Source organism: Sporomusa termitida (assembly GCF_007641255.1).
Lineage (GTDB): Bacteria > Bacillota > Negativicutes > Sporomusales > Sporomusaceae > Sporomusa > Sporomusa termitida.
Window position 1 is genome coordinate 3,213,264 of record NZ_CP036259.1, and the last position, 25,573, is coordinate 3,238,836.

General features: G+C 52.7%; 27 protein-coding genes and 1 riboswitch. Of the genes, 4 read left to right on the plus strand and 23 right to left on the minus strand.

Annotated features, from left to right (window positions below; translation table 11 throughout):
- Positions 1–73: 73 nt before the first annotated feature.
- From SPTER_RS15165 to SPTER_RS15240, 16 genes are all read right to left on the minus strand, one after another.
- Positions 74–2,227 carry a sigma-54 interaction domain-containing protein gene (locus SPTER_RS15165; RefSeq protein ID WP_246105631.1) on the minus strand — a complete coding sequence of 718 codons (2,154 nt, stop codon included), beginning with the start codon at positions 2,225–2,227 and terminating at the stop codon, positions 74–76.
- 114 nt (positions 2,228–2,341) lie between these two features.
- Positions 2,342–2,455, minus strand: a riboswitch (molybdenum cofactor riboswitch).
- 104 nt (positions 2,456–2,559) lie between these two features.
- The gene (locus tag SPTER_RS15170; RefSeq protein ID WP_144351147.1) at positions 2,560–2,805 is read right to left on the minus strand and encodes a hypothetical protein; all 246 of its coding nucleotides are present in this window, start codon (positions 2,803–2,805) and stop codon (positions 2,560–2,562) included.
- 15 nt (positions 2,806–2,820) lie between these two features.
- Positions 2,821–3,126, minus strand: coding sequence for a hypothetical protein (locus SPTER_RS15175; protein ID WP_144351148.1), 306 nt, complete (start codon positions 3,124–3,126; stop codon positions 2,821–2,823).
- A 19-nt stretch (positions 3,127–3,145) separates the two neighbouring features.
- Positions 3,146–3,397, minus strand: a complete 252-nt coding sequence (locus tag SPTER_RS15180; protein ID WP_144351149.1) for a hypothetical protein — start codon at positions 3,395–3,397, stop codon at positions 3,146–3,148.
- Positions 3,398–3,586: 189 nt separating this feature from the next.
- Positions 3,587–4,588 (minus strand): sulfurtransferase, encoded by a 1,002-nt coding sequence (locus tag SPTER_RS15185; protein WP_144351150.1) that lies wholly within the window; start codon positions 4,586–4,588, stop codon positions 3,587–3,589.
- A gap of 23 nt (positions 4,589–4,611) precedes the next feature.
- Positions 4,612–5,298 (minus strand): aquaporin, encoded by a 687-nt coding sequence (locus SPTER_RS15190; protein ID WP_144351151.1) that lies wholly within the window; start codon positions 5,296–5,298, stop codon positions 4,612–4,614.
- Between the two features lie 19 nt (positions 5,299–5,317).
- Positions 5,318–6,286, minus strand: a complete 969-nt coding sequence (gene arsM / locus SPTER_RS15195; protein ID WP_144351152.1) for an arsenosugar biosynthesis arsenite methyltransferase ArsM — start codon at positions 6,284–6,286, stop codon at positions 5,318–5,320.
- A gap of 71 nt (positions 6,287–6,357) precedes the next feature.
- Positions 6,358–7,074, minus strand: coding sequence for a TorD/DmsD family molecular chaperone (locus SPTER_RS15200; protein ID WP_144351153.1), 717 nt, complete (start codon positions 7,072–7,074; stop codon positions 6,358–6,360).
- Positions 7,071–7,619 carry a 4Fe-4S dicluster domain-containing protein gene (locus tag SPTER_RS15205; RefSeq protein ID WP_144351154.1) on the minus strand — a complete coding sequence of 183 codons (549 nt, stop codon included), beginning with the start codon at positions 7,617–7,619 and terminating at the stop codon, positions 7,071–7,073. The genes SPTER_RS15200 and SPTER_RS15205 overlap by 4 nt, the downstream gene beginning before the upstream one ends.
- 27 nt (positions 7,620–7,646) lie before the next feature.
- Positions 7,647–9,851, minus strand: a complete 2,205-nt coding sequence (locus tag SPTER_RS15210) for a molybdopterin-containing oxidoreductase family protein (RefSeq protein ID WP_211367294.1) — start codon at positions 9,849–9,851, stop codon at positions 7,647–7,649.
- Positions 9,852–9,893: 42 nt separating this feature from the next.
- Positions 9,894–10,889 carry a radical SAM family protein gene (locus tag SPTER_RS15215; RefSeq protein ID WP_144351155.1) on the minus strand — a complete coding sequence of 332 codons (996 nt, stop codon included), beginning with the start codon at positions 10,887–10,889 and terminating at the stop codon, positions 9,894–9,896.
- Positions 10,890–10,913: 24 nt separating this feature from the next.
- Positions 10,914–11,687, minus strand: a complete 774-nt coding sequence (locus tag SPTER_RS15220) for an ABC transporter ATP-binding protein (RefSeq protein WP_144351156.1) — start codon at positions 11,685–11,687, stop codon at positions 10,914–10,916.
- Positions 11,681–12,700: an ABC transporter permease gene (locus SPTER_RS15225; protein WP_144351157.1), complete on the minus strand. Its 1,020-nt coding sequence runs from the start codon at positions 12,698–12,700 to the stop codon at positions 11,681–11,683. Before SPTER_RS15225 ends, SPTER_RS15220 begins: the two co-directional genes overlap by 7 nt.
- Positions 12,697–13,686 carry an ABC transporter substrate-binding protein gene (locus SPTER_RS15230; protein ID WP_144351158.1) on the minus strand — a complete coding sequence of 330 codons (990 nt, stop codon included), beginning with the start codon at positions 13,684–13,686 and terminating at the stop codon, positions 12,697–12,699. The genes SPTER_RS15225 and SPTER_RS15230 overlap by 4 nt, the downstream gene beginning before the upstream one ends.
- Before the next feature lie 112 nt (positions 13,687–13,798).
- The gene (arsS, locus tag SPTER_RS15235; protein ID WP_144351159.1) at positions 13,799–14,761 is read right to left on the minus strand and encodes an arsenosugar biosynthesis radical SAM (seleno)protein ArsS; all 963 of its coding nucleotides are present in this window, start codon (positions 14,759–14,761) and stop codon (positions 13,799–13,801) included.
- Between the two features lie 230 nt (positions 14,762–14,991).
- The gene (locus SPTER_RS15240) at positions 14,992–15,828 is read right to left on the minus strand and encodes a replication initiation protein (protein WP_144351160.1); all 837 of its coding nucleotides are present in this window, start codon (positions 15,826–15,828) and stop codon (positions 14,992–14,994) included.
- Positions 15,829–16,087: 259 nt separating this feature from the next.
- On the opposite strand from SPTER_RS15240, the gene SPTER_RS15245 reads away from it, so the two are divergent.
- A complete protein-coding gene (locus SPTER_RS15245) occupies positions 16,088–17,248 on the plus strand; it encodes an amidohydrolase (RefSeq protein ID WP_144351161.1) in 1,161 nt (386 codons plus the stop codon).
- A gap of 62 nt (positions 17,249–17,310) precedes the next feature.
- On the opposite strand, the gene SPTER_RS15250 is transcribed toward SPTER_RS15245, so the two are convergent.
- From SPTER_RS15250 to SPTER_RS24820, 4 genes are all read right to left on the minus strand, one after another.
- Positions 17,311–17,751, minus strand: coding sequence for a hypothetical protein (locus SPTER_RS15250; RefSeq protein ID WP_144352928.1), 441 nt, complete (start codon positions 17,749–17,751; stop codon positions 17,311–17,313).
- 120 nt (positions 17,752–17,871) lie between these two features.
- A complete protein-coding gene (locus SPTER_RS15255; protein WP_144351162.1) occupies positions 17,872–18,159 on the minus strand; it encodes a sll1863 family stress response protein in 288 nt (95 codons plus the stop codon).
- A gap of 197 nt (positions 18,160–18,356) precedes the next feature.
- A complete protein-coding gene (locus SPTER_RS15260; protein WP_144351163.1) occupies positions 18,357–18,614 on the minus strand; it encodes a hypothetical protein in 258 nt (85 codons plus the stop codon).
- A gap of 147 nt (positions 18,615–18,761) precedes the next feature.
- The gene (locus SPTER_RS24820) at positions 18,762–18,917 is read right to left on the minus strand and encodes a hypothetical protein (RefSeq protein WP_170233292.1); all 156 of its coding nucleotides are present in this window, start codon (positions 18,915–18,917) and stop codon (positions 18,762–18,764) included.
- A 310-nt stretch (positions 18,918–19,227) separates the two neighbouring features.
- Here SPTER_RS24820 and SPTER_RS15265 point away from each other — a divergent pair, with 310 nt between their 5' ends.
- Positions 19,228–19,908, plus strand: coding sequence for a flavodoxin family protein (locus tag SPTER_RS15265; protein ID WP_144351164.1), 681 nt, complete (start codon positions 19,228–19,230; stop codon positions 19,906–19,908).
- Positions 19,909–19,991: 83 nt separating this feature from the next.
- Here the strand turns inward: SPTER_RS15265 and SPTER_RS15270 are convergent, their stop codons facing one another.
- Complete coding sequence (locus tag SPTER_RS15270; RefSeq protein WP_144351165.1) at positions 19,992–21,266, minus strand: multidrug effflux MFS transporter; 1,275 nt, start codon at positions 21,264–21,266, stop codon at positions 19,992–19,994.
- Positions 21,253–21,744, minus strand: a complete 492-nt coding sequence (locus SPTER_RS15275) for a MarR family winged helix-turn-helix transcriptional regulator (protein WP_144351166.1) — start codon at positions 21,742–21,744, stop codon at positions 21,253–21,255. Before SPTER_RS15275 ends, SPTER_RS15270 begins: the two co-directional genes overlap by 14 nt.
- 189 nt (positions 21,745–21,933) lie before the next feature.
- Between SPTER_RS15275 and SPTER_RS15280 the strand changes: the two genes are divergently transcribed.
- Complete coding sequence (locus tag SPTER_RS15280; protein ID WP_144351167.1) at positions 21,934–23,268, plus strand: cytochrome ubiquinol oxidase subunit I; 1,335 nt, start codon at positions 21,934–21,936, stop codon at positions 23,266–23,268.
- Positions 23,269–23,299: 31 nt separating this feature from the next.
- Positions 23,300–24,517 (plus strand): cytochrome d ubiquinol oxidase subunit II, encoded by a 1,218-nt coding sequence (cydB, locus tag SPTER_RS15285; protein ID WP_144351168.1) that lies wholly within the window; start codon positions 23,300–23,302, stop codon positions 24,515–24,517.
- Between the two features lie 198 nt (positions 24,518–24,715).
- On the opposite strand, the gene SPTER_RS15290 is transcribed toward cydB, so the two are convergent.
- Positions 24,716–25,570: a pirin family protein gene (locus SPTER_RS15290; protein WP_246105315.1), complete on the minus strand. Its 855-nt coding sequence runs from the start codon at positions 25,568–25,570 to the stop codon at positions 24,716–24,718.
- Positions 25,571–25,573: the final 3 nt, after the last annotated feature.

Here is a 25,573-nt window from a genome sequence, read left to right on the forward strand (position 1 = left end):
CGGCCGGTTGCCGTCATTTCTGTGCTTTGGAGGCTCGCTTAGGGTGACAGCCCCTCTGCCACCAGCCAGTATATTAATATTCAATGTCATAGTCTTTCAGTTTTCTGTACAGGGTAGAGCGACTGATGCCCAGGATCTGGGCTGCGCCCGGCACATAATTATCGGCATGCAGCAACGCCGTTTGTATCGCAACTTTCTCCAGGTTTTCCAGGCAGAGCAGCTCGCCGGCCTGGCCTTTGCGGTTTGTAAACTCCTCTATCTTCAGCGGACAGGTTTCCAGAATAATGTAGTTGGGCAGATTTTCCGGCTTAATCAGCTCACCCTGGGCAGTATTTACCGCATAAATCATTGCGTTTTGCAATTGCCGCACATTGCCGGGCCATTGGTATTCATTGATTTTTTTCTGCGCTGCCGGGCTGAGTTTGGGAACCTGCCAGCCTTGTTTCCGGCAATAGTTTTCCACGAAAAATTCACTGAGGAGTTTAATGTCGTTGCCGCGCTCCCGCAGCGGCGGGATATTAATTGTCAGTACCGATAAGCGGAAGTAAAGGTCCTCGCGAAACAGATTTTCTTTTACCATTTTATAAATATCTTTGTTGGTAGCCGCAATCAGCCTGAAATCAACTTTCTTGGAACGGCTGCCGCCAACCCGCATGATTTGCTTGTCTTCCAGCGTTCTCAGTAACACAGCCTGCACCTCCAGCGGCATGTCGCCAATCTCATCGAGAAAGAGGGTGCCGCCATGGGCCAGTTCAACCTTACCGGCTCTGCCGCTCCGTTCGGCACCGGTAAAACTGCCGCCTTCATACCCAAACAGTTCGCTTTCAATTAACTCCCGGGGCATAGCCGCACAGTTTACGGCCATAAACGGGCCTTGCGGGCAATACACATTATGGATGGCCTGGGCATACAGTTCCTTGCCTGTCCCGCTTTCCCCCACCACCAGAATGTTCTCCGGTGAACTGGCAAAGCGCCGCGCCAAAGCCATACTTTTTTTAAACTCCTTATTCTCACTGATAATATCTGCAAAGGTATAGGCAGACGTACTGCCGGCCCTGCTGTTTTGCTGAATGGCGACCTTTTCCGCCCCACTGATTTTTAACAGGGCGACCTCTAATTCCTGGGTATACTGGTTTAGCACCGGCCGGATACTGACATGATAGAAGCTTCTGTCGGCCCCCACGCACAGCCTTTCTTCCGTCGAAACACTCTCACCTTTTTTCACTAACGCCAGCAAAGAGGAATTGTTGCCAAGAAATTCATTGATATTGCGGTTATGTGCCTCTTCGGCTCTAAGCTTCAGAATCCGGGTACCGGCCGGATTGATATACAGGATCTGCCCGTCGGCGTCAATGGCGACAACGCCGTCGTCAATAAACGCCAGCATAGCCGTCAGTACATTATTCATAGTGGCAACCTTATCCTGGTTAATCTGCATCTGCCGGTTGAAGGCATCGGCCCTTTCATTGGCAACATATAAAGCAGCATTGGCCCTTTTCAGGTAGAGCTGGTTCTCAATGACCATAGCCATAGAAATAAGCAAACCCATGCTATGGGGCCCCAGCTTTTTAAGGGTTTCTTCTTCCGGCGTATTCAGCAGCGGCTGACTGACCAGCACCAGGGCGGCCTGAATCTCGCCTGCTTCATTTGTGATTGGCACCGCCGAGGCAATACTGTTTTGAAAGGCCACACAGTAATGCTCCGGCCCCAGCAGCTGCACAGGCCGTTTAAGACGGAAACACAGTTCATGGGCCGTAGTCCCTTCCGCATCCTCACTGGCAACAATACCTGTCCGGGAATCATATTCAGGCAGCGAGGTGAAGCTTTCCAGGCTGCCTTCATTCAGCAGGATAACGCCGTCTATGTCGAATAAGTAAAAGATGTAGCCACACTCGACGATAATTTTTTTAAATGTTTGGGCCAGATTCTTGGTTGCCTCAATCAGAGCATGATTTTTGTTTAAAATTTCAGATAATTTTTGCGGGCTTAAATTGGAATTGGTAACTACCGAATAAGGATTCACCCCCCACTTACGGGATCTGATCCACGAGGCGGCGACTTCCTGGTCCATGTACGGGTAATTCCGCGGATCTTCTGCTTCATTCTGCAGAAAATCCTGCTTACATCGCAGTATGGCCTGCCACCGTTCCCGTGAGAGTAGCCCCCTGTTAGCAATAAAGTACCCGGTCTGTAAGCCTGAGACATCATGAGTGTGCTTCATAACCATCAACTACAGCTCCCCCTTATTTTTTCTAACAGACAGATTTATAAAATACTGCAAATTGCTTGGACGGCACGCATGACCGCAGATTGAGAATTAATACACATATAAAAAAAGAAGCCTGGTTTTTCCAGACTTCCTTCGCACAATTGGGCAGGCACAAAAATTACTTTTCATACCTTTCGGTCATCACCTCCCCCAGGGGGATATGACAACTCGGAACTCTCTTGTAATTATGTATTATTCTAATACGTTCGCCATAAGTCCTGTTAAGAAAGTATGTAGTAGCTATATTTTTTGACAAAATTCGTCATTAGTACTGTATTAGCTCACAGTATTTAACAGGCGAACTGTCCTTTATTGATGGCAACAAGCTTCTGTTTGGCTGCTTCCGTCGTTTTCCCCAAAGGAACACTGGTTTTATCCACCATATTAAGCAGCACATATTCCCCTTTGTTCATTATAATCGTCTCGCTGCCGAATTCTGTATTTGTAAAAGACGGATATTCCACTTCCCACTCTCCTTTGGTATAGAATAAACCGCCGGCAAACAGGCTGCCGCCCCGCTGGAACGCTACAGCCAAAGCCGGTACAGCCGCCTATTCTGTGCCGTCTTCACCGCCGGCAGCCGGACCGGCCATGCCGGCGGGAGGCGTATGCCATTTACAGGTTTTTACCAGCCCGTCCTGCGATGGCTTTTTATGCTTGTTACAGGGATTCGCACACAGTTTCCCAATATATAGGCACATAACGGTTGGCCGTGCTTTCGGCGGCGGCAGGTCTGCGCCGCATTGCTTGCAGTTCTTGCGTTCGGGGAAATTATAGGTGCCACAGGCCGGGCAGGGGGCCGGTTTTTCCTTAGGCGGCTTACAGCCGCCGCAATAGGGATTACAGGACCAGCACATAACGGTCTAGCGTTTACCGCTAGCCGGCATCAAGCCGGCTCAGCGCAGTCAATAGTGTTGTTTTCAGATGCAGCACATGGGTGGACTCCGGGTATTCCACGCCGGCCTGCTGAAAAATCTCTCTTAGCTTTTTTTCTATATCCTGGTGGGATTGATAGTCTGCCAAATCCATGGCCAGATTGCCCATAAATGCCGTTAACGAAGTGGCTGTCTGGTCGCCTTGCTGGATCTTATTCCATACGGCCGTCGCCGCCTGTAATGTGAATGGCATGATAGTCCCTCCTGTTGGCTTTGTTGCTTTGAGTATTGCACCATTTACGCCCCCCGTCAAGATTCAAATCAGGACAGATTTTCACCTTTTGTCCCGTTTTGCTACGCCTGTACCCTGAACCCGGTCATCCGGCCGCTGGATTGCCTGATCGCAAGGTTTAACAGGCCGTAAGATCCTTTACGGGGAGACTCACAGGCCTGCCGCCTGTCTCAAATTAGGACTGCCGCCTTGTTCCTGCCCGGCAATCCGGCCGCTGTCTGCCGGCAATTCCCTGTTTCGACTCCACTCCGCCCAGGACCCTGCGTAATTTTGTACCTGTTTGTACCCGAGCAGCTCGCTTAGCACATAGGCGGTATGAGCGGCACGAACACCGGCCTGACAATAAATAATAACTCTTTTATCCGGCGTAACGCCCCTGGCTGCGAATAATTGCTTCAATTCGCCGGCAGTTTTAAGGGTTTGATCACCGTTTAGAGTATCGGCCCAGTACAGCCACACGGCCCCGGGGATCCGTCCCGGCCTGGCCGCCCCCGGGGCCTGAACGGCACCGGCGAACTCCGGCCATTCCCGGACATCGAGAATAACCGTGCCGGGATCAGGCTGCTCCACAGCCGCCAGTACCTCGGCCATTACCGCTAATTTGCCGGTTTCCGGTCCAATGATCTGAAAATGGCCGGCCGCGGCCGCCGCGGCCCTGTCGGTTATTCCGTACCCTGCCGTTTCCCAAGCACGCAAACCTCCGTCCAGCAGCTTTACCTTATAATGGCCGGCCATGTCCAGCAGCCACCATAAATGAGCACTATATGCCGGCCCGTGTTTATCGTTGCCGGCATATAGAACCAGGGTATCCTGATTTGTAATTCCCCGCTTGCCCAGCACCGCCGCCAGGTGGCCAAGCTCCGGAATCGTTCCCGGGGTACCGGCATAATCACTCACCCCCATATTTATGGCCCCGGGAATATGCCCGGCTTGGTATTGCTCCGGCGGCCTGACATCAATCACTTTAACCTTTTTATTCGCCAGCAGCACCTGCAGCACTGCCGGGTTAATAAGCGCCGCCCTGGCGGCATAACCCGCAGGGCCGTTATTGCTGCCGGCGGCTGCACCGCCGGCAATTGCCTGCCACCATAGAAACAGGGTTATGGCCGCCGCCATAACCCCACCGGTAAGAGATGCTTTTTGTCTTTCCATCTTATCCGCTCCTTTGCCTGTGGTTAGTTACTGCACTGCTTACGCAATTGCGGAACTTCCAGAAACTTATAAATGACGGCCGCGGAAACCGCGCCTAACACCGGTGACACAATATACAGCCAGAGGTGTGCCAGGTTGCCGGATATAACAGCCGGCGCAATGGAACGGGCCGGATTGAAAGAACCGCCGGAGACCGGTCCGGCCACCGCAGCGCCAATAAAAACAGTCAGGCCAATGGCCAGCCCGGCGAAGCTGCCCTCCGCCCGGGCATCGGTGGCAACACTGATAATGACAAACATCAGGAAAAAAGTAAAGATGAACTCAATGGCAAAAGACACGCCGATAAGGTGCTGACCCACCGGCAGCGAAGGAAACGTACCGCCCAGATCATACAAATTGCCAAACAGCAGCCGCAGCACGGTACTCGCGCTTAATGCGCCCAATAACTGGCTAATGATGTAAGGCGCAACCTGGCCGGGGCTGAATTTACCCACAGCGAAAAAGGAAAGTGTGACCGCCGGGTTAAAATGGGCACCTGAAATATGCCCGCAGGCATAAATCAGAACAACAATGACAAAGCCAAACGCCAGCGCGATGCCAATATGGCCCAGTGCATTCTGGGCGAGGTGATTGACAATGATCGCGCCTGTGCCGACAAACAACAGGAAGAACGTACCAATAAACTCAGCAATATATTTTTTCATTTCCATATTTGTCCCGCCTTTCCGGCTAGCAGCAGCCGCCGCCCCCATAATGATAAGTGGCCTTGGTGATGAACAGGTCCGGCCGCTTCAGCGCCCGCAGATTGCCGGCTGTTTTTTGGCAGACCGGCAGGGGCACATCGCGCTGAATGACATGGCCTTTCCCATCGTCATAGGCTTCGTCCGGCCCGGCATAGATTGCCGTCTCGCCCGCGAATACGCAGGCCCCGTCTGCCGGCACCGGATTTTTATAAACAACAAGCTCCAGCGATTCCAGTAGAATATCTTCGTTTATCCCGTAGCGCCCTTTGTCCAGAATCCGGTACGGCCGGCGGGACCGGACCTCAATTGTGCCAAAGCCGGCATCAACAAATTTGTCCAGGTAAGCCTGATAAGCAAGAGCTCCCGACAGGCACATCGCCCGCAGCCGTTCATCCTCCCGCAAATGCGCCGGGATCGGCTGGGACGTAATCGGATCTGATATGTACAGCCGGCCGCCAGGCCTTAAAACCCGGTACATTTCACTGATAGCCCGCTTTAGTTCCTCTTCTTTAAAAATATTAAACAGGCAGTTCTGCGCGGCTACGTCGACGCTATCGTTTGCCAGTGGCAGGCTGAGGGCGTTGCCCCGGACCAGCTTCACAAAATCCGGCCGAAACCACTTATTCGCCTGAGCTGCCAGTTGGAAATTCTCCTCGGCCCGGGCCAGCATCTCCGGCACACTGTCAACGGCGATAACCGACTGGGACCTGCGGGTAAAATAAGCAAACTGCAGCGCTTCCAGCCCCCCGCCCACGCCGACATACAAAACCGTCTCGCCGGCGTTAAGATCGCCGTAATGCACCGTAGTGCCGCAGCCATAATTCATTTCCTCCATAACCTCCGGAATCACCAGCTCCGGCAAATATCTGGCCTGACTCGTCACGCAGCACAGACCGGGCTGCGGCGTAAGGGCCGCTTCCTTATATAACTCTTGGGCGGTTTGCAGGTAACTCATATTATCCACTCCCTCTAATATTTTAGTTTGCGCCGGCATAAACACGTGAAAGAATCATATTGCTCCCCTTCTCAGCCACAGTCCCGGCCGGCGATTGCCCGCTTTAACAAATCCACCTGCGCCAGGTCTTCCCTAATAAATCCGGCCATAAACCCAGCCAGCTTCCGGAAAAAATCCTGACCGGTATTCGCGGCGATATCCCCACAGAACGCAGGCACCCACTGGCTAAGGTGCTCAGCCAGAAATTGCTGCTGCCGGTCAATGGCCGCCAGCACGGCGGCCGCTTGCTGCCGCGCCAGAGCTGCCGCCGCCTGCTGGTTAAGGTAGTATATAAATTCCAGTTCCAAACCAATATGATCATCGGGTTCACGATTGAAATTCCGCACCAGCAGGCCGGCAGCCCGGTATTTTTTCCGGACTGCCAGGGTTGTCTCCTGCATCAGCGCCCGGGCCGGCGACCGGTACACGGACTCGTAAGGCGGGGCCGGCACATGGCGGGGGCCGATAAACAGACGGGTAAATTCGGGCTGGAGGATTGCACTCAGCCGCTCGGTCCGGTCCGGCTCCAGGGCTTGCAAAAAACAGATAAAATTCTGTTCCCAGACAGGTCCTGCCCCGGTATCAGCCGCTGGTTGCCCGGCAGTCAGTTCAATCAGGGACGACAGCAAATCCCGGTTCGGCCCGGTCAAAAACAAACGCCGGAGGAAATCATAAATACACTCGCGCCGGCTAAACATAATGCGTAAACTGCTGCCGTCCAGAAAAAAGGCCTGCTTATCTTCAGTCATGAGCCGGCCCTTTTTTCCGGGGCAAAGCGCATAGCCGGCCCGGTTGCGTTTCGCGAAAATCCCGGACAGTCCCCGGTGGCCCCCGCCTTGTCCATGCGGTTGAGCTCCCCGGCCTGCAGCACCTGCAGCGGACAGCCGCGGACACAGGCCGGCGCCTCGCCCTGCTGCCGGTTATCCAGGCACAGATCGCATTTGGATGCCTTTATTTCCCGCTGGCTAAAGGCAATTGCCTTATACGGACAGGCATAAACGCAGGCGCGGCAGCCAACACATTTTTCGTGATTCTGAATTACAATCCCGTCTGCCGGCCTTTTACTAAAAGCCTTCACCGGGCAGACCCGGACACAGGCCGGTTTTTCACAATGCATGCAGGCCCGGGACAGATACCGGTCGACCTGCCGCCCGTTAGCCTTGGTTTCAAAGTGATCGACAATTCGCCATCTGATGCCGGGCGCCAGCTTATTTTTCACTTTGCAGGCCGTTTCACAGGCCTGACAGCCAATACAATAGTTCTGATTGTAATAAAACCCCACTTGTTTGCTCATCAGTATCTCCCCTTTATTAGTAAGCGGCTAGGCCCTGGCAACCTGGACAAGGTTGGTATGATAGGTTGAGACCCCGCCCATATCGCCAAGCCGGTCAGGCGCCAGGGCATTGATATTGTTTAACCCGGGGCTGAGTTTTTGCCACGGGGCTTTAGGCGACATAACCACCCCCGGCTGCACCGCTTCGGTCACTTTTACTTTCAGCCTGACTTTGCCCCGGTCGTTGACCGCATGGACCCAGTCCCCGGTATCGACCCCTCTGGCTTCCGCATCCCGGGGATTGATAAAAATAAGCGGGCCGTCATAAATCTCCTGAATATACGGCAGGTTATGAAATTGAGTGGTAATAAAATATTTTGTTGCCGGCGTCACCAGCTGCAAAGGATATTTGGCATACAAGGCCGGCGTCACCTCTGCGTCCTCGGCCGGCGGCACATGTTCCGCCACAGGGTCGAACCCGGCTTTAGCCAGGCTTTCCGAATAAAATTCAATCTTACCGGAGGGTGTATTAAATTTTTTATCGGCAAAAGGAGTGGCTAGATTTAATTTTTGCCAGTGCCTGGCCTGCAGCGTTTCATACGTAATCCCCGCAAACAGGGGACTGCCGGACTGCAGGGAGGCCTTAATCACCTCGGCGGCAGATTCGCTAAAACACCGGTCCGTAAAGCCCATCCAGCTGGCCAGCTCGGCAAAAACCTCCAGATTGGACTTACTTTCGCCCAGCGGCGGAATAGCCGGCTGATTCAGCCTGACATACCAGCCGAGATAATCGGAGTTGATATCCTCATACTCGAAGAAGGTTGCCGCCGGCAGCAGGATATCGGCATAATCGGCCGTGTCGGTAACAAAAGGGTCCACGACGACAGTAAACAGATCCTCCCGGGCCAGCCCCTGCTTGATCAGATTGGTATTAGTGGACATCGCCAGCGGATTGCTGTTATACACAAACAACGCCTTGACCGGCTTGTCCCGGGTCTCCGGGGTCTGCCCGTTAAGCGCCTTGCCGATCTCATTCATATTGATCGAACGGACCTGCCGGTTGGCCAGCAGATCGGGCCGCTGGAGCGCTTTCCAGTCATAAGCCCAGTAATCGCCGTTGATATAGACATAGCCGCCGCCGTCAACGCCCACCATTCCCACCAGGGCCGGCAGCAGGGAGATAGCCCGCACCATCCGGCCGCCGTTGGAATTGCGCTGCAGGCCGTAGCCAACCCGGATGATGGAGGGTTTGACGGTTGCATACAGCCTGGCAAATTCTACAACCGTACCGGCAGGTACGCCGGTGATTTCCTCTACCCGTTCCACCGGGTAGTCCTGCACCTTGGCCGCCAGCTTGTCAAACCCGAAGGTGTAGTTGTCCACAAAATTTTTGTCGTACAGCCCTTCATTAATAATGACATTCATAATCCCCAGTGCCAGGGCGGCATCCGTCCCCGGCCGGGGCTGAAGATGCAGGTCGGCCTGGGAAGCCAGCGGCGTCCGCACCGGATTTATCTCTACCAGCTTCGCCCCCTTGTCCCGGGCCTGGTTAATAAATTTAATGATATGAACATTGGTTGCCCCATGATTAACACCCCAGGCAACAAAAAGTTTGGTCTTGGCATAAGTTTCCGGATCAATCCCGCCTACCTGACCATAAGTATATTTTGTTGCCGGTTTACCGGCGTCGGAGCACACGGCCCGTTCCAGCTTGCTGGCCCCCAGCTTGTTCCAGAAACGAAAGGGAACCCCGTAATTATTCACAATCCCCAGATTGCCGGAATAGCTGTAGGGAAGAATGGCCTCGGCCCCATCGGTGTCAATAATCAGCTTGAATTTGTCGGTAATGGTGCGGTAAGCTTCATCCCAGGAAATACGCTGCCAGCCGCCCTCCCCCTTTTTGCCGGTCCGTTTCAGCGGATACAGAATCCGGTCCGGGTGATACACCCAGGTTGGGTAACAATGCCCCTTGACACAGGGAGTACCGGCAGTAATCGGATGCGTGGGATCGCCGGTAACACTCACAATCCGCCCATCTACTACTTTGGAGATCAGTGTGCACGTATCATGACAATTACGCGGACAGGCCTGATAGCTCAGGGTGCCGGCAGCGGCAGCCGGCAGCCGGCTGGCTGCTTCCGCCGTCAAAACATCCATCAGGCCAAGCAAGGAAACACTTGCCCCCATGGCGGCAGCTCCGGCTAAAAAAGTCCGGCGCGTCATCTTTAGTTCAAATCTGTTTTCATTATCCATAATCACTACTCCTTTGTCCCCTATCCACAGAAACTGTTACACCTAGCCGGGACTAAACAGCACCGACGGCCCCTCTACCATTTCCCACCCGGCCTGCTGGAAGGTTTCCCGCCGGCTGGCCACCGTCCCGCCAATCACCGTATTGGCTTGCGTATCCCGGGGATTGGAACCGGACTCCGCCCATGACAGGTTTACGCCCGCCATCGCGGCAATGCCGTAATCGCCGCCGCAGTGACCGGGTACCGAATAGCCAAAAGCCAGTTTAACCGCGGCAATAATGTGGGCTTGCCGGGCCTGGGTCAGAGCGCCATACGGCTCCAGGGGCGAACCGGGAATATTGATGCGCCGCCCTGATCCGGCATGTACCGGCCTGATTTCTTTAATCAGCATCGTTTTCTCGACAATCTCCTCAACAGTGTGTTCGGGTCCCACCGGTTCCACACAGGTGCCGACCAGCAGCCCCGCTTGCCGGGCAGCCGCAATTGTCCGCAGTCTGGTCCCGGGGGCGATATTTGTCACCCGGCCCTCACCCATCCGCAGCACATGATATACGCCGGCAAATCCGGCCTGTTTCAGAGCTATGGCGCCGTCTTCAGCAAAATCGTCGACATTGCCCACCAGCGGTGTCTCCGGCTTTAAAGCCGTCCTTACCGCCCGGGCAACGGCCAGATAAGCCGGCAGCCCATAGGTGGCCGTCGCCATGAGATAAATGGCATTGGCACCGTCAGCCTCAAATACTAAGGCTTTGTCAATTATCTCTTCCAGGCTGTACACCTTTTCGGCCTCGAAAATCTTATTGACCGGTGCAAACGAGCAAAAATGACAATTTTTCGGACAGGGTCCGGCGTTTATCCCCACCTGGGCATGTACTTCAGCCTTTCCGCCCGCAGCAGCGGCGCTGATCTTTCTGGCGGCATACTGGATCATGTAGGCTTCTTCCGACAAATAATCGACCGTGAGCAGGCGACTTAGTTCCAGGCCTGTAAGTTCGCCGCCGTCAATGGCCTTATTGATGATCTGGGCAATATTTCTATTCACGCCACCATTCCCCCCTGCATTTCGTTATGTTGACTGCCCTACCCCCAGCAAAGCCAGCAACCGGCTCCGGCCGGCAAAAAACTCCGGTGCATTTCTGCGGCGGGGCCGGGGAAGCCTGACCCTCATGGTGTCTTTTATCCGCCCCGGCCGTTCGCTCATGATGATAACCCGGTCACTCAGATACAGCGCCTCATCAATATCATGGGTGACAAACAGCATCGTCGCCTGCCTTTTCGCCCAGATACGGAGAATTTCATCCTGCATTGTCATCCGGGTCAGGGCATCCAGCGCTCCCAGCGGCTCATCCAGCAGCAATACCTTGGGGTGATTGATCAGCGCCCTTGCCAGTGCGGCCCGCTGCGCCATCCCGCCAGACAGCTGATGAGGAAACGCCCCGGCGAAATCGGCCAGGCCAACAAGCTCCAGGAATTGGCCGACCTCACCTTTATGTGCTGCCAGCAGGCCTCTCGCCCGCAAGCCGGAAGCCACATTGTGCCAGATATCCAGCCAGGGGAACAGCAGCGGGTCCTGGAATACAAAGCCCCGTGTGTGGTCCGGCCCGGTAATTGGCAGCAAATCGGCCTGCACGGTCCCGGACGTCGGCTGCTCAAGCCCGGCAATCAGCCGAAGAAGTGTTGATTTCCCGCAGCCGCTGGGGCCGATAATGCTGACAAACTCACCGGCAGCGACATCCAGATCGACAGGTTCCAGCGCCCGGATTGGCCTGCCCGAATAATCCCCGTAGGTTTTTTCCACCTGCCTGAGAGTAATTTTAGCGCCAGTTGCCGCCTCTACCATTTTACTAAGCCCCGCTGCCAGACCAGCAGCCGGTCCCGGAATTTAAACAACAGCGAAATCAGTGAAGAAAAAAGCACAGCACTGATAATCAGGGCTGCATAGACTTTATAATACTCGCCCCAGCCCTGGGCCCATTCGATATACCAGCCAAGTCCTGCTTTCACGCCCAGCATCTCGGCTACAACCAGGGTAACAAAAGAGGTCCCCATGCCCATAAACAGGCCGATAAACACCATCGGCAGCGCCGCCGGCAATGCGATTTTGAACATGAGATACCGTTCATCAGCCCCCAGCGTCCGGGCGATTTCAAAATATGATTTATTAACACTTGCCACCCCGGACCAGGTCATAACAGTCACCGGAAACCAGGTGGCCAGGGCAATCAAAAAAACGCTGCCGGCGAAACTGGTCGGAAAAACCGCCAGCGTAACAGGTATCCAGGCAGTGGCCGGAACCGGACCGATAATCCGGACCAGCGGATTGACCCAATAGCGGAATTGCCGGTACCAGCCCATTAGAAGGCCGGTGGGCAGTCCCAGCAAAACACCGCACATATATCCCAAAAACAGCAGTCGCAGTGAATACAGCGTACTAACCGTCAATATCTTCCCATCATGGGTAAAAGCCTCCAGAATCTTCGCCGGCGAAGGAAAAAACGGCAGGGGCAGGCTATTGAATTTAAGAGTATGCAGATCATAGAGAGCCAGCAAACCAAAAGCGGCTGCCGCCAAAGGCGCGTGACCATGCAGCTGGCGGCGCCAGTCGGGGCGGAAAAAGCCGGCAATCGCCCAAATTGCATAGATTGCGGTAAGAGCTGCCAATAACCGGCAATAGTTCGCAGTTGTCAACACCAGCTGCCTGTCAGGCAGCCCGGTGTGCAGGAGCAGTGAAATCCCCAGTACCAATGCCGGCAGCCACAGGATAAGCCACCCGGCCAGGCAGCCTGCCACTGCGCTCCTGCCGGCAGCCGCCATGGGACTGAGGACCGGTTCCGCAACCCAGTGCCTGCTCATTCCTCTAACACCACAAACGTATGTCCAACCAGGGCGTCCACTTCGGTCGCAGCATCAAGCACCTGCAGCTGCTTCATGCCGTTAAGGAAATAGGTATAGCTTGCCCGGGCCTGCAGGGGATCGGCTATCCAGCGGTACTGAGCCAGCAAGGCACTGTTCAGCGCAACATCGCCCCCGGTGTATTTTTTATCAATACTGATTTGAGCAGCTTCCGCCGGATGCTCCCCAACCCATTTAGTCGCTTCGGCAAACGACCGGGTCAGCGCCTTGGCAATATCCGGTTCATTGCTGACGACCCTGCCGTTGATCCCCACATAACAGCATAGCTGATCGGCATAGGGCGCCGAGTGGGTGTTGCTGAAAAACGCCCTGGCCTTACCTTCATTGACGGCAATCTGCGGAAACGGGTCCCAGGTGGAAAACGCATCAATTTCCTTTTTGGCCATGGCCAGGCTTAGCTGGGGTCCCGGATAAGCCTGCCAATTGACCTCTGTCTTGGGGTCGATCCCCAGCCTGATCATTTCCATTCCCAGATAGATCATCGGCGGTCCGCCAATTGCGTCTACCCCCACAGTCCGGCCTTTCAAATCAGCAATTGACCGTACCGGCGAATCAACTGGAACAACGGCCTGAATACAACCGGTATGAATGCCGGCGGTTAGCTTAATATTCAGCCCCTGTTCCATGGCCTTAAAACCGCCCGGCGACATCATAACGGCGTCAACCTTGCCGGTCGCAATCCCCTCTTTGGTAGTAGCCGCCGTAAGTTTAACAAGTTCAACCGTAAGGCCGTTTTTCTTAAACACCCCTTGCTCATGGGCAACATAAATCGGAGCTTCACAAGTTCCGCCATAATAACCGACATGCACTACCCTGGCCTCCCGGTCCGCGTTGGCACTGCTTTGCTTATTGCCGCCGCAGCCGCCAATAAACAAAGCAGCGGCAAACAACCCCGCCAGTATCAGCCCTGCCGTTTTTTTCCTCATCCTGCTTACTTCCCTTCTTAAAATAATTCCCGCTGTTCCTGCCTGAGCGATTAAAGCCGGCGCCGGGAACGGCAACCACCGGGAAGCCCCGCAGGTTGCGGTGGCGCAGACTTTAGCCGGCCTTATTATCCAGACTCCCCTGACAACTGCTGCCGGCACCGGCCGTGCAGGTGAAACAATGATTCCCCAGCCTGACAGGCATCCCGGCCAGGCCCTGGGCGGTAATGCTGCCTATGTAACTATCGCCGGCCGCAATCGGCAGCTGTAATACCTGATTAAAATCACAGTCGTAAACACGGCCCTGCCAGTCTACATTAAGCAAATTCCGGCACATCACCTTAGCCAGATTAGCGGGATTGAAATTGTCGGCCAGCAGGTTCATATAGCCTTCCAGCTGCCCTTGTTGTTCCAGGTCGGCCCGGAAGCGGCCAATAGGAGCATTGGTAATTGTATACAGATTATTGAACATAATCCCGAACCGTTCGCCCAGGCTCTCTTTATAGGCAAAATCCAGTTCATTTTGGGGCGCAGGCAAAAAGCTGCCGCCGGGGTTATAAACCAAATGCAGCTTGGGGCCTGCCCCCCCATAGCCCAAACGGTTCAGTTTCTGCAGCACCTTAATGTTCTGGCTGTAGACCCCCTTGCCCCGCTGAAACTCCACATTCTCCTCCAGGTAACAGGGCATAGATGAAATAATGTCGACATTATTCTCCTTTAAAAACGCCGGCAATCTTGCATACTTAGGCTCATTCAGAATCGTGAGATTACTCCGCAGTAAGATGCTTGCCGCCGGTTTCAGCCTGCGCAAGCCCCGAATCAGTGCCTGTAAATTAGGATTCATCTCCGGAGCGCCGCCGGTAATATCGACAACATTTATGTCTGAATTTTCAATAAAGCGCAGACAGTCATTAACCACTCTCAAACTCATCATTTCCTGCCGGTCGGGACCGGCCTCCACATGACAGTGCCTGCAGCTAAGATTGCAGACATATCCCATATTCATTTGGAGACACCGGACATTATCTTTTAACACCACATCGCCGAACCGGCCCACATACTCACCGAAGTTTTTCATAATGCCACATCCTTCCCATTAAAAATCGCTTTGTTGACTACAATAATTTTTTTGCCAGCTGTTTGTTTCGCATTTATAATTGCAAATTAATTGCAATTTGCAATTGTTGTGATTAAAAAAAATGCGAGAAATACGGATTATATCTCGCCTAGTTCTCAGTTATCTATATTATATGGCAATCTTTTATCAATTGCAACATAAATTATATTTGCAATTGATGTATTTTACTTTTATTTTATTGCGCCATGCTTTTGCTCCGGCGACGAGAATTTAAATTCCGGTTCTTGTTTTCGCAACTGCCTGGCTTTTTCCCCGGTTATCACTTCAAACCAGATACCTTCCACTCTGCGTCCGGAAAATGTTGGTCCAAACCGGACAAAAATAGCGTCATCCCATTCATAAATTTCCTGGATTGACGGTTCAATGACCCGCAGCCGCAGCTGGCCATAGGAATAGCGAGTGTGTTCCAGCGATAGCTGCCGCATCATCTCGGCAATACTGTATTCTACCACCCCGGCGGATTTCCAGGACCGGAGAATCTCGAAAACAGCCAGCGTATGTTTGCCTTTATACTGAATTCCTTTTACCAGCCGGTACTCAATATCACCGGGATCAATAGCAGCAATTAAAGACAGTACGCGCTCAGTAAACTGAAAGAGAATCTCCTGCCCCCGATAGGCAATCGCCTGGAACCACTGGGTCCGGATCAGGGTTTGCGTCTGCTCATCATACAGCCACAGGCCTTTTTTGGATATTTTCTCAATTTCATTGACGATATAAGCATACATGTCATTAGACGATGAATCACCACAAATTTTAACAAAATCATTAAAATGCATCTTATAAGCAGCGTGATCCGGTTTATTCGGCCTGCTTTCGTAGCTTAGGGCGATCGCGGCAGTCAGTATTTTTTGCTGCAATTCTGTCAGTGAATCCCGGCGGCCAATGATACTGCCTGTTTTAACAAGCTGATTAGGCCGGGTTATTTGTCCGTCCGGGCAAAGAGCAGTATTAATAAGCTTTTGCTGTTCCAGCCCGGTAATCGTTCTTTTGAGATTAATATCCATTCAGCCTCACCTCTTGGGTTTATTATATAGTATACCGGCCTCCGATTGCAAGCTTATATTTATTTGCAATCCATGTTTCCAACCCAGAGCCGGACCGGAAAATATCAGGCAGGAAATCTTGCCGGCAGGAGGTAATATAGGTATAGAGCCCGGCCTGAATACAAGGGGCTCCGAAACCGTCCGCCCCGGCACCGGGCTGGAGCAAAGCTGGCTGCGCCGCTGCCGATTGCGGCGCCCAATACTGACTTGGAGGAAAAAAATGATTGCATTAACAGGGGGGAAAATCCTGACCATGTGCGGCAAAACCCTGGACCAGGGCACCATTATCATCCGCAACGATAAGATACGGGCCGTCGGCAGCAACCTGGACATCCCGTCCGGCTGCCGGGTCATCGACGCAACCGGCAAAATCGTCACCCCCGGCCTCATTGACGCCCATACCCATTTGGGGATTGAAAGCGAGGGTATGGGCTGGGCCGGTTCGGATGTCAACGAACGCAGCGAACCGGTTACCCCCGGCCTGCATGCCCTGGATGCCATTAATCCCGCCGACCTCGGCCTGCTGGAAGCCTACCAGGGGGGAGTAACTACCGTGATGGTGGCGCCTGGCAGCGCCAATCCCATTGGCGGCCAATGCGTGCTCCTGAAAACGGCCCCCCGGGCCACCGTCGAACAGATGCTGCTGCAGCGGTATGCAGGGCTGAAGATTGCCTTTGGCGAAAACCCCAAACGGGTTTACGGGGCCGACCGCAAAAAGATGCCGGTGTCGCGCATGGCTACCGCCGCCCTGATCCGGGAGGCCTTCTGGCAGGCCCGCCAGTACCTGCAGCAGCAGGGGGAAAAAGATTTCAAGTATAATATGGGCCTGGAGGCAATCGCCAGGGTATTGCGCCGGGAGATGCCGCTCCGGGCCCACGCGCACCGGGCCGATGACATTATTACAGCCATCCGGATCGCCCGGGAATTTGATGTTGAAATCATTATCGAACATGGCACCGAGGCTTATCTTGTTGCCGACCTGCTGGCAGCCGAAAAGATCCCGGTAGTCCTGGGGCCAGCATTATCCACCCGGTCAAAAGTGGAGCTAAAAGACAAGACCATGGAATCGCCGGCCCTGTTATACCGGCAGGGCGTAGCCTTTACCATGATGAGTGACCATCCGGTAACTCCCAGCTGCTTCCTGTCACTCTATGCCGGCCTGTCCACCCGCTATGGCCTGCCGGCCCGGCAGGCGCTGCGCATGATTACCTGCGACGCCGCCAGAATTCTGGGGCTTGCCGACCGGATCGGCAGCCTGGCACCCGGTCTGGACGCTGATTTGGTCGTATGGAGTAAAGATCCGCTGATCATGTCGGCCCGCCCGGAGATTGTCATGGTCGACGGCGAAATCGACTTTTTACAGGCTCCGCCTCCCTGCTAAAAGGGTGGCCCATAACAAAGAACCCGCGAAAATTCCGCGGGTTCTCATGTCAGGCTTACGCTTTAAAACTTAAAGGTTGCGCCGACACCAAACTTGCTTTTATTGCTGCCTTCGTCCGGTCTGAACGAGCAGTAATTAACGTTTAGATCAACATTATGGGTGAGACTGTAGTTGGCCCCAACCTGAAATTCCGCAAAACTGCCGCCGGCAATCACCGAGGCGTAGCCATCCACAGCAGGAGCCAGGGAAGTGGTGGCCGCAACACCACCATAAAGATGCGAATCAGAATCATAATCCCGGCTGCCAATAATAGCCCGGAAATTCCCCTTAAGGTTAAACTGACCGTAAATATCGTCATCCTGCAGCCCTACCGTAATCTCATTAGTAAGTTTATGTTCAATATAGAAATCATCTCTCACGAAGCCGACCGCGGTCTGGCCTTTATCCAGGTTATTTATCGGCGCGGCAAAAACGGTGCCTGCGCTAGTTACAATAAGAAGCATTAATGCAAATATAATTTTTCTCAACAAGAACTCCCCCTAATATTTTTTAACCTTATAAAAAATTCCATATATAATCAGTAGCATCCGGGTGCCAAGCCGGTCCAACAAACCAGCCGGTGGTTATTTAAACCGGTGAGTGGCTTTATCAACAGCCTCTGTCAGCTCATTCCACGCCTTTTCAGTCCCTGATTTTACATCCTCCCAGGCACTCTCACTAGCCTGTTGGAGCTGCTCATGCTTGTCCTTAACATTATCACGCATCTTTTCGACCTTCTCTATCTGATTAAGGTATTCTAATTTCATGTCGGCCTGCACCTCAGCCGCTTTAGCCCTCATCTCCGCTAACTTTGCATTGTACTGGGCCAGATTGGCCTCAATCTTTTCTATGTACAGATTGCGTTTTTCCATATACTTGTCCCCCTTATTAATCTTCCGACCGATCTATCCAAGTCGTTGTTAGCACTCGTCGCCAATGAGTGCTAACAACCTATACTTAGTATACACTGGAATAAAATTACTGTCAAGCAATTTTTTGTAATTTTTGTCGAACCTTGTCGAAAAGTCAGAATATTGGTGGCCGCCATCGCCGCTGAACACCCTCCGCCTCAGTGTTGGGTTGATATATGTAACGGATCCGTCTTTTTTAAGACACCGGCGGCAAGCAGCTGCTGAACGATATCCTCCTGAATGGCCAGCGACTGGATAAAGCCCTCCAGCGGCATGATGACCCGCTTGCTGATATTCACCACCGGCTTACCGTCTTCCCCGTTACACTGGGGCTGCAGGGACATCAGGTCGATACGGACAAGATTGCCGGTTACATGGATAGCACTGATCCCATCGGCAAAAATTTCGTGCTTCATAGGTTCACCCGCCATTTCATTCGATGTTAAACTCCTGGATTTACTCCCTGTATTCCTATTCAGTCCAGCTGCTTATTATTAATCGAATGTGTGATTATCCGGCTGCAGCTACTCCCCGGCTGGCTGCGCAAAACACAAAGATGCACCCTATGGGTGCATCTTAAGTAATTCTTCCGCCTGCTTCAGTAATTGAATATCACCGCACATCGGTATATTGCCGCAGGTTTCGCGCATCGGACACCTGGCACAGATTGATTCGGCCAGGTGAGCAAGGCCGTCAGTCACCGCTTGGATTTGGAGCATACTGCCACCTCCCACCGTCAGTATACTCCCGGCAATAACACCCGGCAATTACCGGTTAATGGCAATAACGGCACCTAATTTCCATTATTGCCATTATTCAGTTAAATTCCAGCTGTAAAAACGTATCAGTAAAATTTAGGCTCCGCTTGGATATTTTCCGTCTTCTTGTTCAAATCATTCATAAAAACAACCCCCTTTACTTACTTTAAGGTTAGTATATAACAAATATGTTCATACTTAACTCCTGTCTTATAACAATATATAATACATATCAGGAAGTCACGTTCAAATACTAAAGGAGGAATTTTCAATGAATGTGTTAGCGATCAACGGCAGCCCCAGAAAAAGCTGGAACACGGCAACACTGTTGAACAAGGCGCTGGCGGGAGCAGCCGCTCAGGGCGCTGCCACTGAGCTCATCCATCTGTATGATCTTAACTACAAGGGATGTGTCAGTTGTTTTGCCTGTAAATTAAAAGGCGGGAAAAGCTATGGCCGCTGTGCCTATCAGGATGATCTGACGCCAGTGCTGGCAAAAATCGCCAAGGCGGATGCCGTTTTCCTCGGATCGCCGATTTACCTGGGCAATGTCACCGGCGAGATGCGATCACTCATGGAACGCATGGCCTTTCAGTATCTGGTCTATGATAAGAATTACTCATCCCTTATTGAACAGAAAAAACCGGTAGGTTTTATTTACACAATGAATATCACCCACGACATGGTACACGAATGGGGCTATGATCTTATTCTCTCGACAACGGAAAAAGCTTTTGCCAGAACTTTCGGCGCTATCGAATCGTTGTATGTCACAGATACTTACCAGTTTAGCGATTATGATAAGTATGTGGTAACAGCATTTGATGCAGCCGCCAAGGCGAAACGCCGTGAGGAGATATTCCCCCAGGACTGTGAAAAAGCCTACGCGCTGGGCGTCAGGTTCGCAACCAAAAGCGTGGCCGAGATTGGCACCGGGCAGCCGGCGCTTTAAGGCACGAACCCCCGTATTGACTTTCAGCAAAACAAGGAAGCAACCTGGCCTGGCTCAGGAGGGTTGCTTCCTTATTCTGTATACTAATCATTGGCAATCAACGCTTTTCCTTCTTCTTCCCCGGCCTCTTCACAAGCCTGGTTTAAAAAATCCTGCCGCGAGATGTATAGCCAGACCCCGCCGCATACCAGGCCAAGAATGAGGTGCAAGGCCCCAACAACAGCCATCAAATTACTCCAGTCAAAAGAAACAATCAATATCCCGATACTTCCGAGGGCAATACCAAAACAATTAATTAGCGACGACACTGAGCCGGTGTCGCCGTTTTGTTGTTCCATCATCAGATAAGTACTTGGCGGGCGCAAAGCGCTGGTGATAATCGTTGCCGGCAATAAAACAACGGCAAATAACCACGGACTGTAATCACCAAAGAGACACATCAGCAGGCCACTAAGGATCAGAACGACAAACCCTGAGTTAATAATCATATTCCGCCGGAAATACATAGACAAACGCAAGTACAGCAAGGGGCCAAGCAGCATGCCGATGGCATTGAAGGCAAAGTAGTAGCTGTACGCCTGACTACTAAGGCCAAACGAATTTTGATAGATATAGGTCGAGCCGGCAATAAAGGACAAGGAAGCTATCCCGAGCAGCGAAAAAGTAATCAAGAGAGAGGTAAACCGGGGATTTTTGAGTACCGCCCCCAGTCTGCCGATCGTGTGGAGCACCGTACCGGCGCTTTTTTCAGCCAGCGTTTCCTGTAAAGCAAACGTACCGGCCACCGCCACCAGCCCGATGGCTGCCTGCACCAGGAAAACGCCTTGCCAGGAGGTAAACATCAATAAAAATGCACCGATAACAGGGGCAACAGCCGGGCAAATCACCACCATCGACTGCACCAGCCCCAAAACAGCTTCGCGTTTGCGGCCACGGTAAACATCCTTCACGACTGCAGTCGCGACTGCAGTGGCGGCACTCCCGCCCAGGGCCTGCAAGGCCCGGGACAAAATCAGCTGGTTTATCGTCAACGAAACAGCACAAAAAACACTTGCCGCCGTATAAATAATAAGACCGGTCAGCAGCACCGGCTTCCGTCCGTACTTATCGCTCATAGGCCCCCAGAATAAAGTACCGATACCGAAAAAAATGAAAAACAGGAGTAAGGTCAGGTTGGCAAGCGACTGATGCGCCTGGAAGTAATGAGCAATAGTAGGCAACGCCGGCAGATAAATGTCGGTTGAAAGCGGTACAAAAGCGCTAAGCAACCCTAACAGAGCAACAAGTCCTTTGTTGCCAAGATAGCGCTGCGGCTGCCCACCTTGCTGCCTAGGGTCTGTATCGTTAGCAGTTTGCATGCGGCATGCTCCTTTTTAACTGGGCCGGCGGCTGGGCACCCATAACCTCAAGATTATTAATCATCCGGAGGTAAAACATTTTTAATTGCTCAATTTCAGCCGCTGTAAAGCCGGTGAGCATACCCTGGTCTACTTTTTCAAATGCCAGCTCACACTCGTTGATAAGCTGTATTCCTGTTGCCGTAAGCGTGATCAGCTTCCGCCGGGTATCCTGTTTATCCGGGATTTTGTAAAGCAGTCCGGCTTTTTCCATCCGCTTAATTGAAATGGCCGCAGTCGGCGGGCTGATCCCGATTGCATCGGCAATCTCCTTCTGGGATGCCAGCATATCTTTTATTTCGTGCTTCAATGCAAATAAAATCACCGGGTGGCTTGCTGCCCGCAGCCCCCGTTTTTTCAATTCAGCCTTCAGGCAATTGTGGTGCATCCGGTCAAAGGCCCGGAACAGCCATTTCAGCCCATCTGGATTGTATTCCATGGCAATTCCTCCCAACAGTTTTATGACTAACTATTTGCCGACTAACTATTATTCTACAGATTCCAGACGCCGGCGTCAATATAAATATTGCCGCAATGGATTAGTATCCGCCCCCTTTTCCCGGGACTAACCTTCTCCGAAACAGGAGATACTAACATAACCACGATTGCAGCGGTTATGAGGATACGAATGGATAAGCTACTGTTAGCACGATTGCAATTCTCGACAACATTGACATATCACTTCTGGTTTTTATCACTCACCCTCGGCTTAGTCTTGCTGATTGCCCTGCTGGAAACTATGTACGTCCGCTCCGGCAACAACAACTATAAAGTACTGGCCAAATTCTGGGGCAAGCTTTTTCTGATCAATTATGCAGTAGGTATCCTCACCGGTATTATTCAGGAATTTGAATTTGGTATGAACTGGTCCGAATATTCCCGGTTTGTGGGCGATATATTTGGTGTGCCTTTAGCCATCGAAACGCTGACGGCCTTTTTTGTGGAATCCACCTTCATCGGCCTCTGGGTCTATGGCTGGGACCAGCTGCCCAAGCGGCTTCACTTGGCCGCCATCTGGCTGGTGGCTGTGGCCGCCAATATTTCTGCTTTCTGGATTCTTACAGCCAACGCCTTTATGCAGCACCCTGCAGGGTATATACTGGCCGGTGAGCGTTTGGAGCTGCTTGACTTTATTGCCGTCATCACCAACCCTTATGTTTTCTATCAGTATCCTCACACAGTGCTGGCCGGAGTGATGACCGCCGGGTTCTTTATGATGGCGGTCAGTTCCTACTATCTGTTACACAAACGGTATACCGGTTTGTTTAGAATTTCCTTTAAAATGGGCTTCCTCTGTGCGGCCATTGCCACTGCTCTGGTCATTGGCACAGGCCATGTTTATACGCAGTATCTGGGAAAAGCCCAGCCGATGAAGCTTGCGGCGATGGAGGCTTTATGGGAGACCTCCGACCAGGCTCCCTTCACGGTTGTGGCCCTGATCGACAAGCCCAACAGCAGGAATTCGTTTGAGATATCAGTGCCGGGCCTGTTGTCCATAATGGCTGGCAACCACGCAGCTACGCAGGTCCAGGGTATAAAAGACCTGCAGGCCGGCTTTACAGCCGCTTATGGCCCCGGGGAGTATATACCGCCGGTCGCTCTGTTATTCTGGAGTTTCCGGATTATGCTTGTTATCAGCATGTACCTGGTGGTGCTGCTGCTGGTAGTATATTGGTACTGGCGGACACAAAGGCTGGAGGCAAGCCCCTTCCTGCTCCGTACTATTATGTGGAGTATCCCTTTACCCTATATCGCCCATACCGCCGGCTGGATTATTACCGAAGTCGGCCGGCAGCCCTGGATCGTGTATACCCTGCTCCGGACAGAACAGGGGATTTCGAAAGTTGTCCCCCTGGTAAACATCGGCATCTCACTGACCGGGTATACGGTAATTTATCTGATCATGACCGCGGCAGCCTTATACTTCATGCGCAAAGTCATTATCGCCGGGCCTGAAGCATAATCATAAAAAACTTTTTTTAAAAAGGTGCTGCATGGATCTAAATACTCTTTGCTTCCTCTTATTCTGCCTCTTGTTTACCGGCTTTCTGCTATTAGACGGCCTCGATTTCGGGGTCGGCATGCTGCTGTGGGCCGGTAAGAATGATATCGAACGGCAGGCGCTTATCCAAACAATTGCTCCGGTATGGGAGGGCAATCAGGTTTGGCTCATTGTGGCGGCCGGGGTATTATTTGCCGGCTTTCCCCACGTGTACGCCACCCTGTTCAGCGGGTTATATCTCGCTCTGTTTATTGTTCTTGCGGCCCTGCTGCTCAGAGGTCTGGCGATTGAACTCCACAATAAAGAGGATCATCCGGCCTGGCGCAGCTTTTGTTACTGGTCGGTTTTTCTGGGCAGCCTGGTGCCGGCGCTGCTATGGGGGATTGCGCTAGGCAGTATGCTGAGCGGATTACCCATTGCCGGGGATAAGCAATACAGCGGCGGCTTCTTGGCTTTAATTAGCATGCATTCCCTGTTAAGCGGTCTCACCTATGTTCTCTTGTTTTTATCCCAGGGAGCAATCTATCTTGCTGTGAAATTGGAATCCAGCCTGGCCCGGCGTATGCAGCAAGCAAGCCTGGCTACCGTCAAATATACCCTGCCGGCAGTTGTTTGTCAGGCCATCTTCACGGTCACCGCTACAACGGCAGGTCATAAGGGTCTGGTCTTTATACTGGCTGTAACAACGCTTATATGCCTGTTTTTCAGCGGCCACTATCTGCGCCGGGAGCAATATCGCCCCAGTCTGGGTCTCAGCGGCCTGGCGCTGATCACCCAGACCGTCTCGCTCTTCACCGGCTTGTACCCCCGCATCATCGTATCCAGCCTTGACCCCCGCTGGAGCCTCGATATTTATAATTCTGCCGCCAGTCCTTTAACATTAAAAATTATAACGTCATTAATGCTCGTTGTCCTGCCTGTCATTATTGCCGTCGAAATGTGGAAGTTTTATATTTTCCGGCAGATAGTCAGTTTACAGGAAATTGAACTGGCCCCCCGGCTTCCCAGGCTGCGCCAAATGCGCGAGCAACTGCAGCAATATATCAAATATGCCTGCTGCCTCGCAGATACCCTGGATAAAACCAGGAAAGCGCTTCGCAGCAACGACGGCATAATCATTAATAAATTAAAAGCAAAGCACCGGACACTCTTATTTGGCAAACCGCATTTACACCGGCGGCCCGTAAAGCAAAACCGTACCAAAAAATAGTGGCGTACGTAATCTATTTTTGCCGTGATTCCCCCCTTATTCTATAGCCAACAAGCATAAAAACCGTATCAGGCCCAAAGCTGATACGGTTTTTATGCTTGTTGTTAAAAGCGCGCCGGCACAATGGCGTTAATGCTGGTACAACAAAGCGAGCAAGCAATCCCCCCTTGCCGGTGATTGCTTGCTTCAAACAATGCATTATTTGCCGATAAACGTCCCGTCTTCAATCTCTTGAAAAGCCTGCTGCAATTCCTCGCGCGTGTTCATAACAATTGGCCCGCCCCAGGCTACCGGTTCCTGCAGCGGTTGGCCGGCAAACAGGAGAAATCGAACTCCCTGCCCGGCCGCGTGGGCAACAAACCTGTCGCCCTCGTCAAACAGCACGGCCTGATGGCTGCCGATCACCTGGTGCCTGTCACCGGCAAAATAGCCGGCCCCGGCCACAAGATAGATAAACAGTGTGGCCTCCCGGGCTGTTGGCAGCTGCCACTCGCGGCCCGGTTCCAGCTCAACATCCAGAAACAGTGTTTTTACATAATCGCCCTGGGTCGCACCGGTTGTCCGGCCATAACGGCCGGCAATCACCCGTACAACCGCCCCCGGCTCCTGTACGCACGGGATCATCGCTGCGGAAATGTCACGATACTGCGGCCGGGTCATCTTGTCGCGGCGGGGCAGGTTCAGCCACAGCTGAACCCCCAGCATCCGCTCTGAGGCCTGGGGCATTTCCTGGTGGAGAATGCCGCTGCCGGCGGTCATCCACTGGCAGCAGCCATCCAGAATACTGCCCTTATTGCCCAGACTGTCACTATGTTCAATGTCACCGCTGATCAGATAGGTCACGGTTTCAATGCCCCGGTGCGGATGCCAGGGAAACCCCCGGATATAGTCGTCAGGATTGCGGGAGTCAAAGGCATCCAGCATCAGAAACGGATCAAACTCCCGGGTATCGGCGCGGCCAATCACCCGCACCAGCCTCACTCCTGCCCCGTCAACCTGAGCAGTACCGGCCACAAGCCGGCGTATTGTCCTGACAGTATTAATTGTGCTCACCCT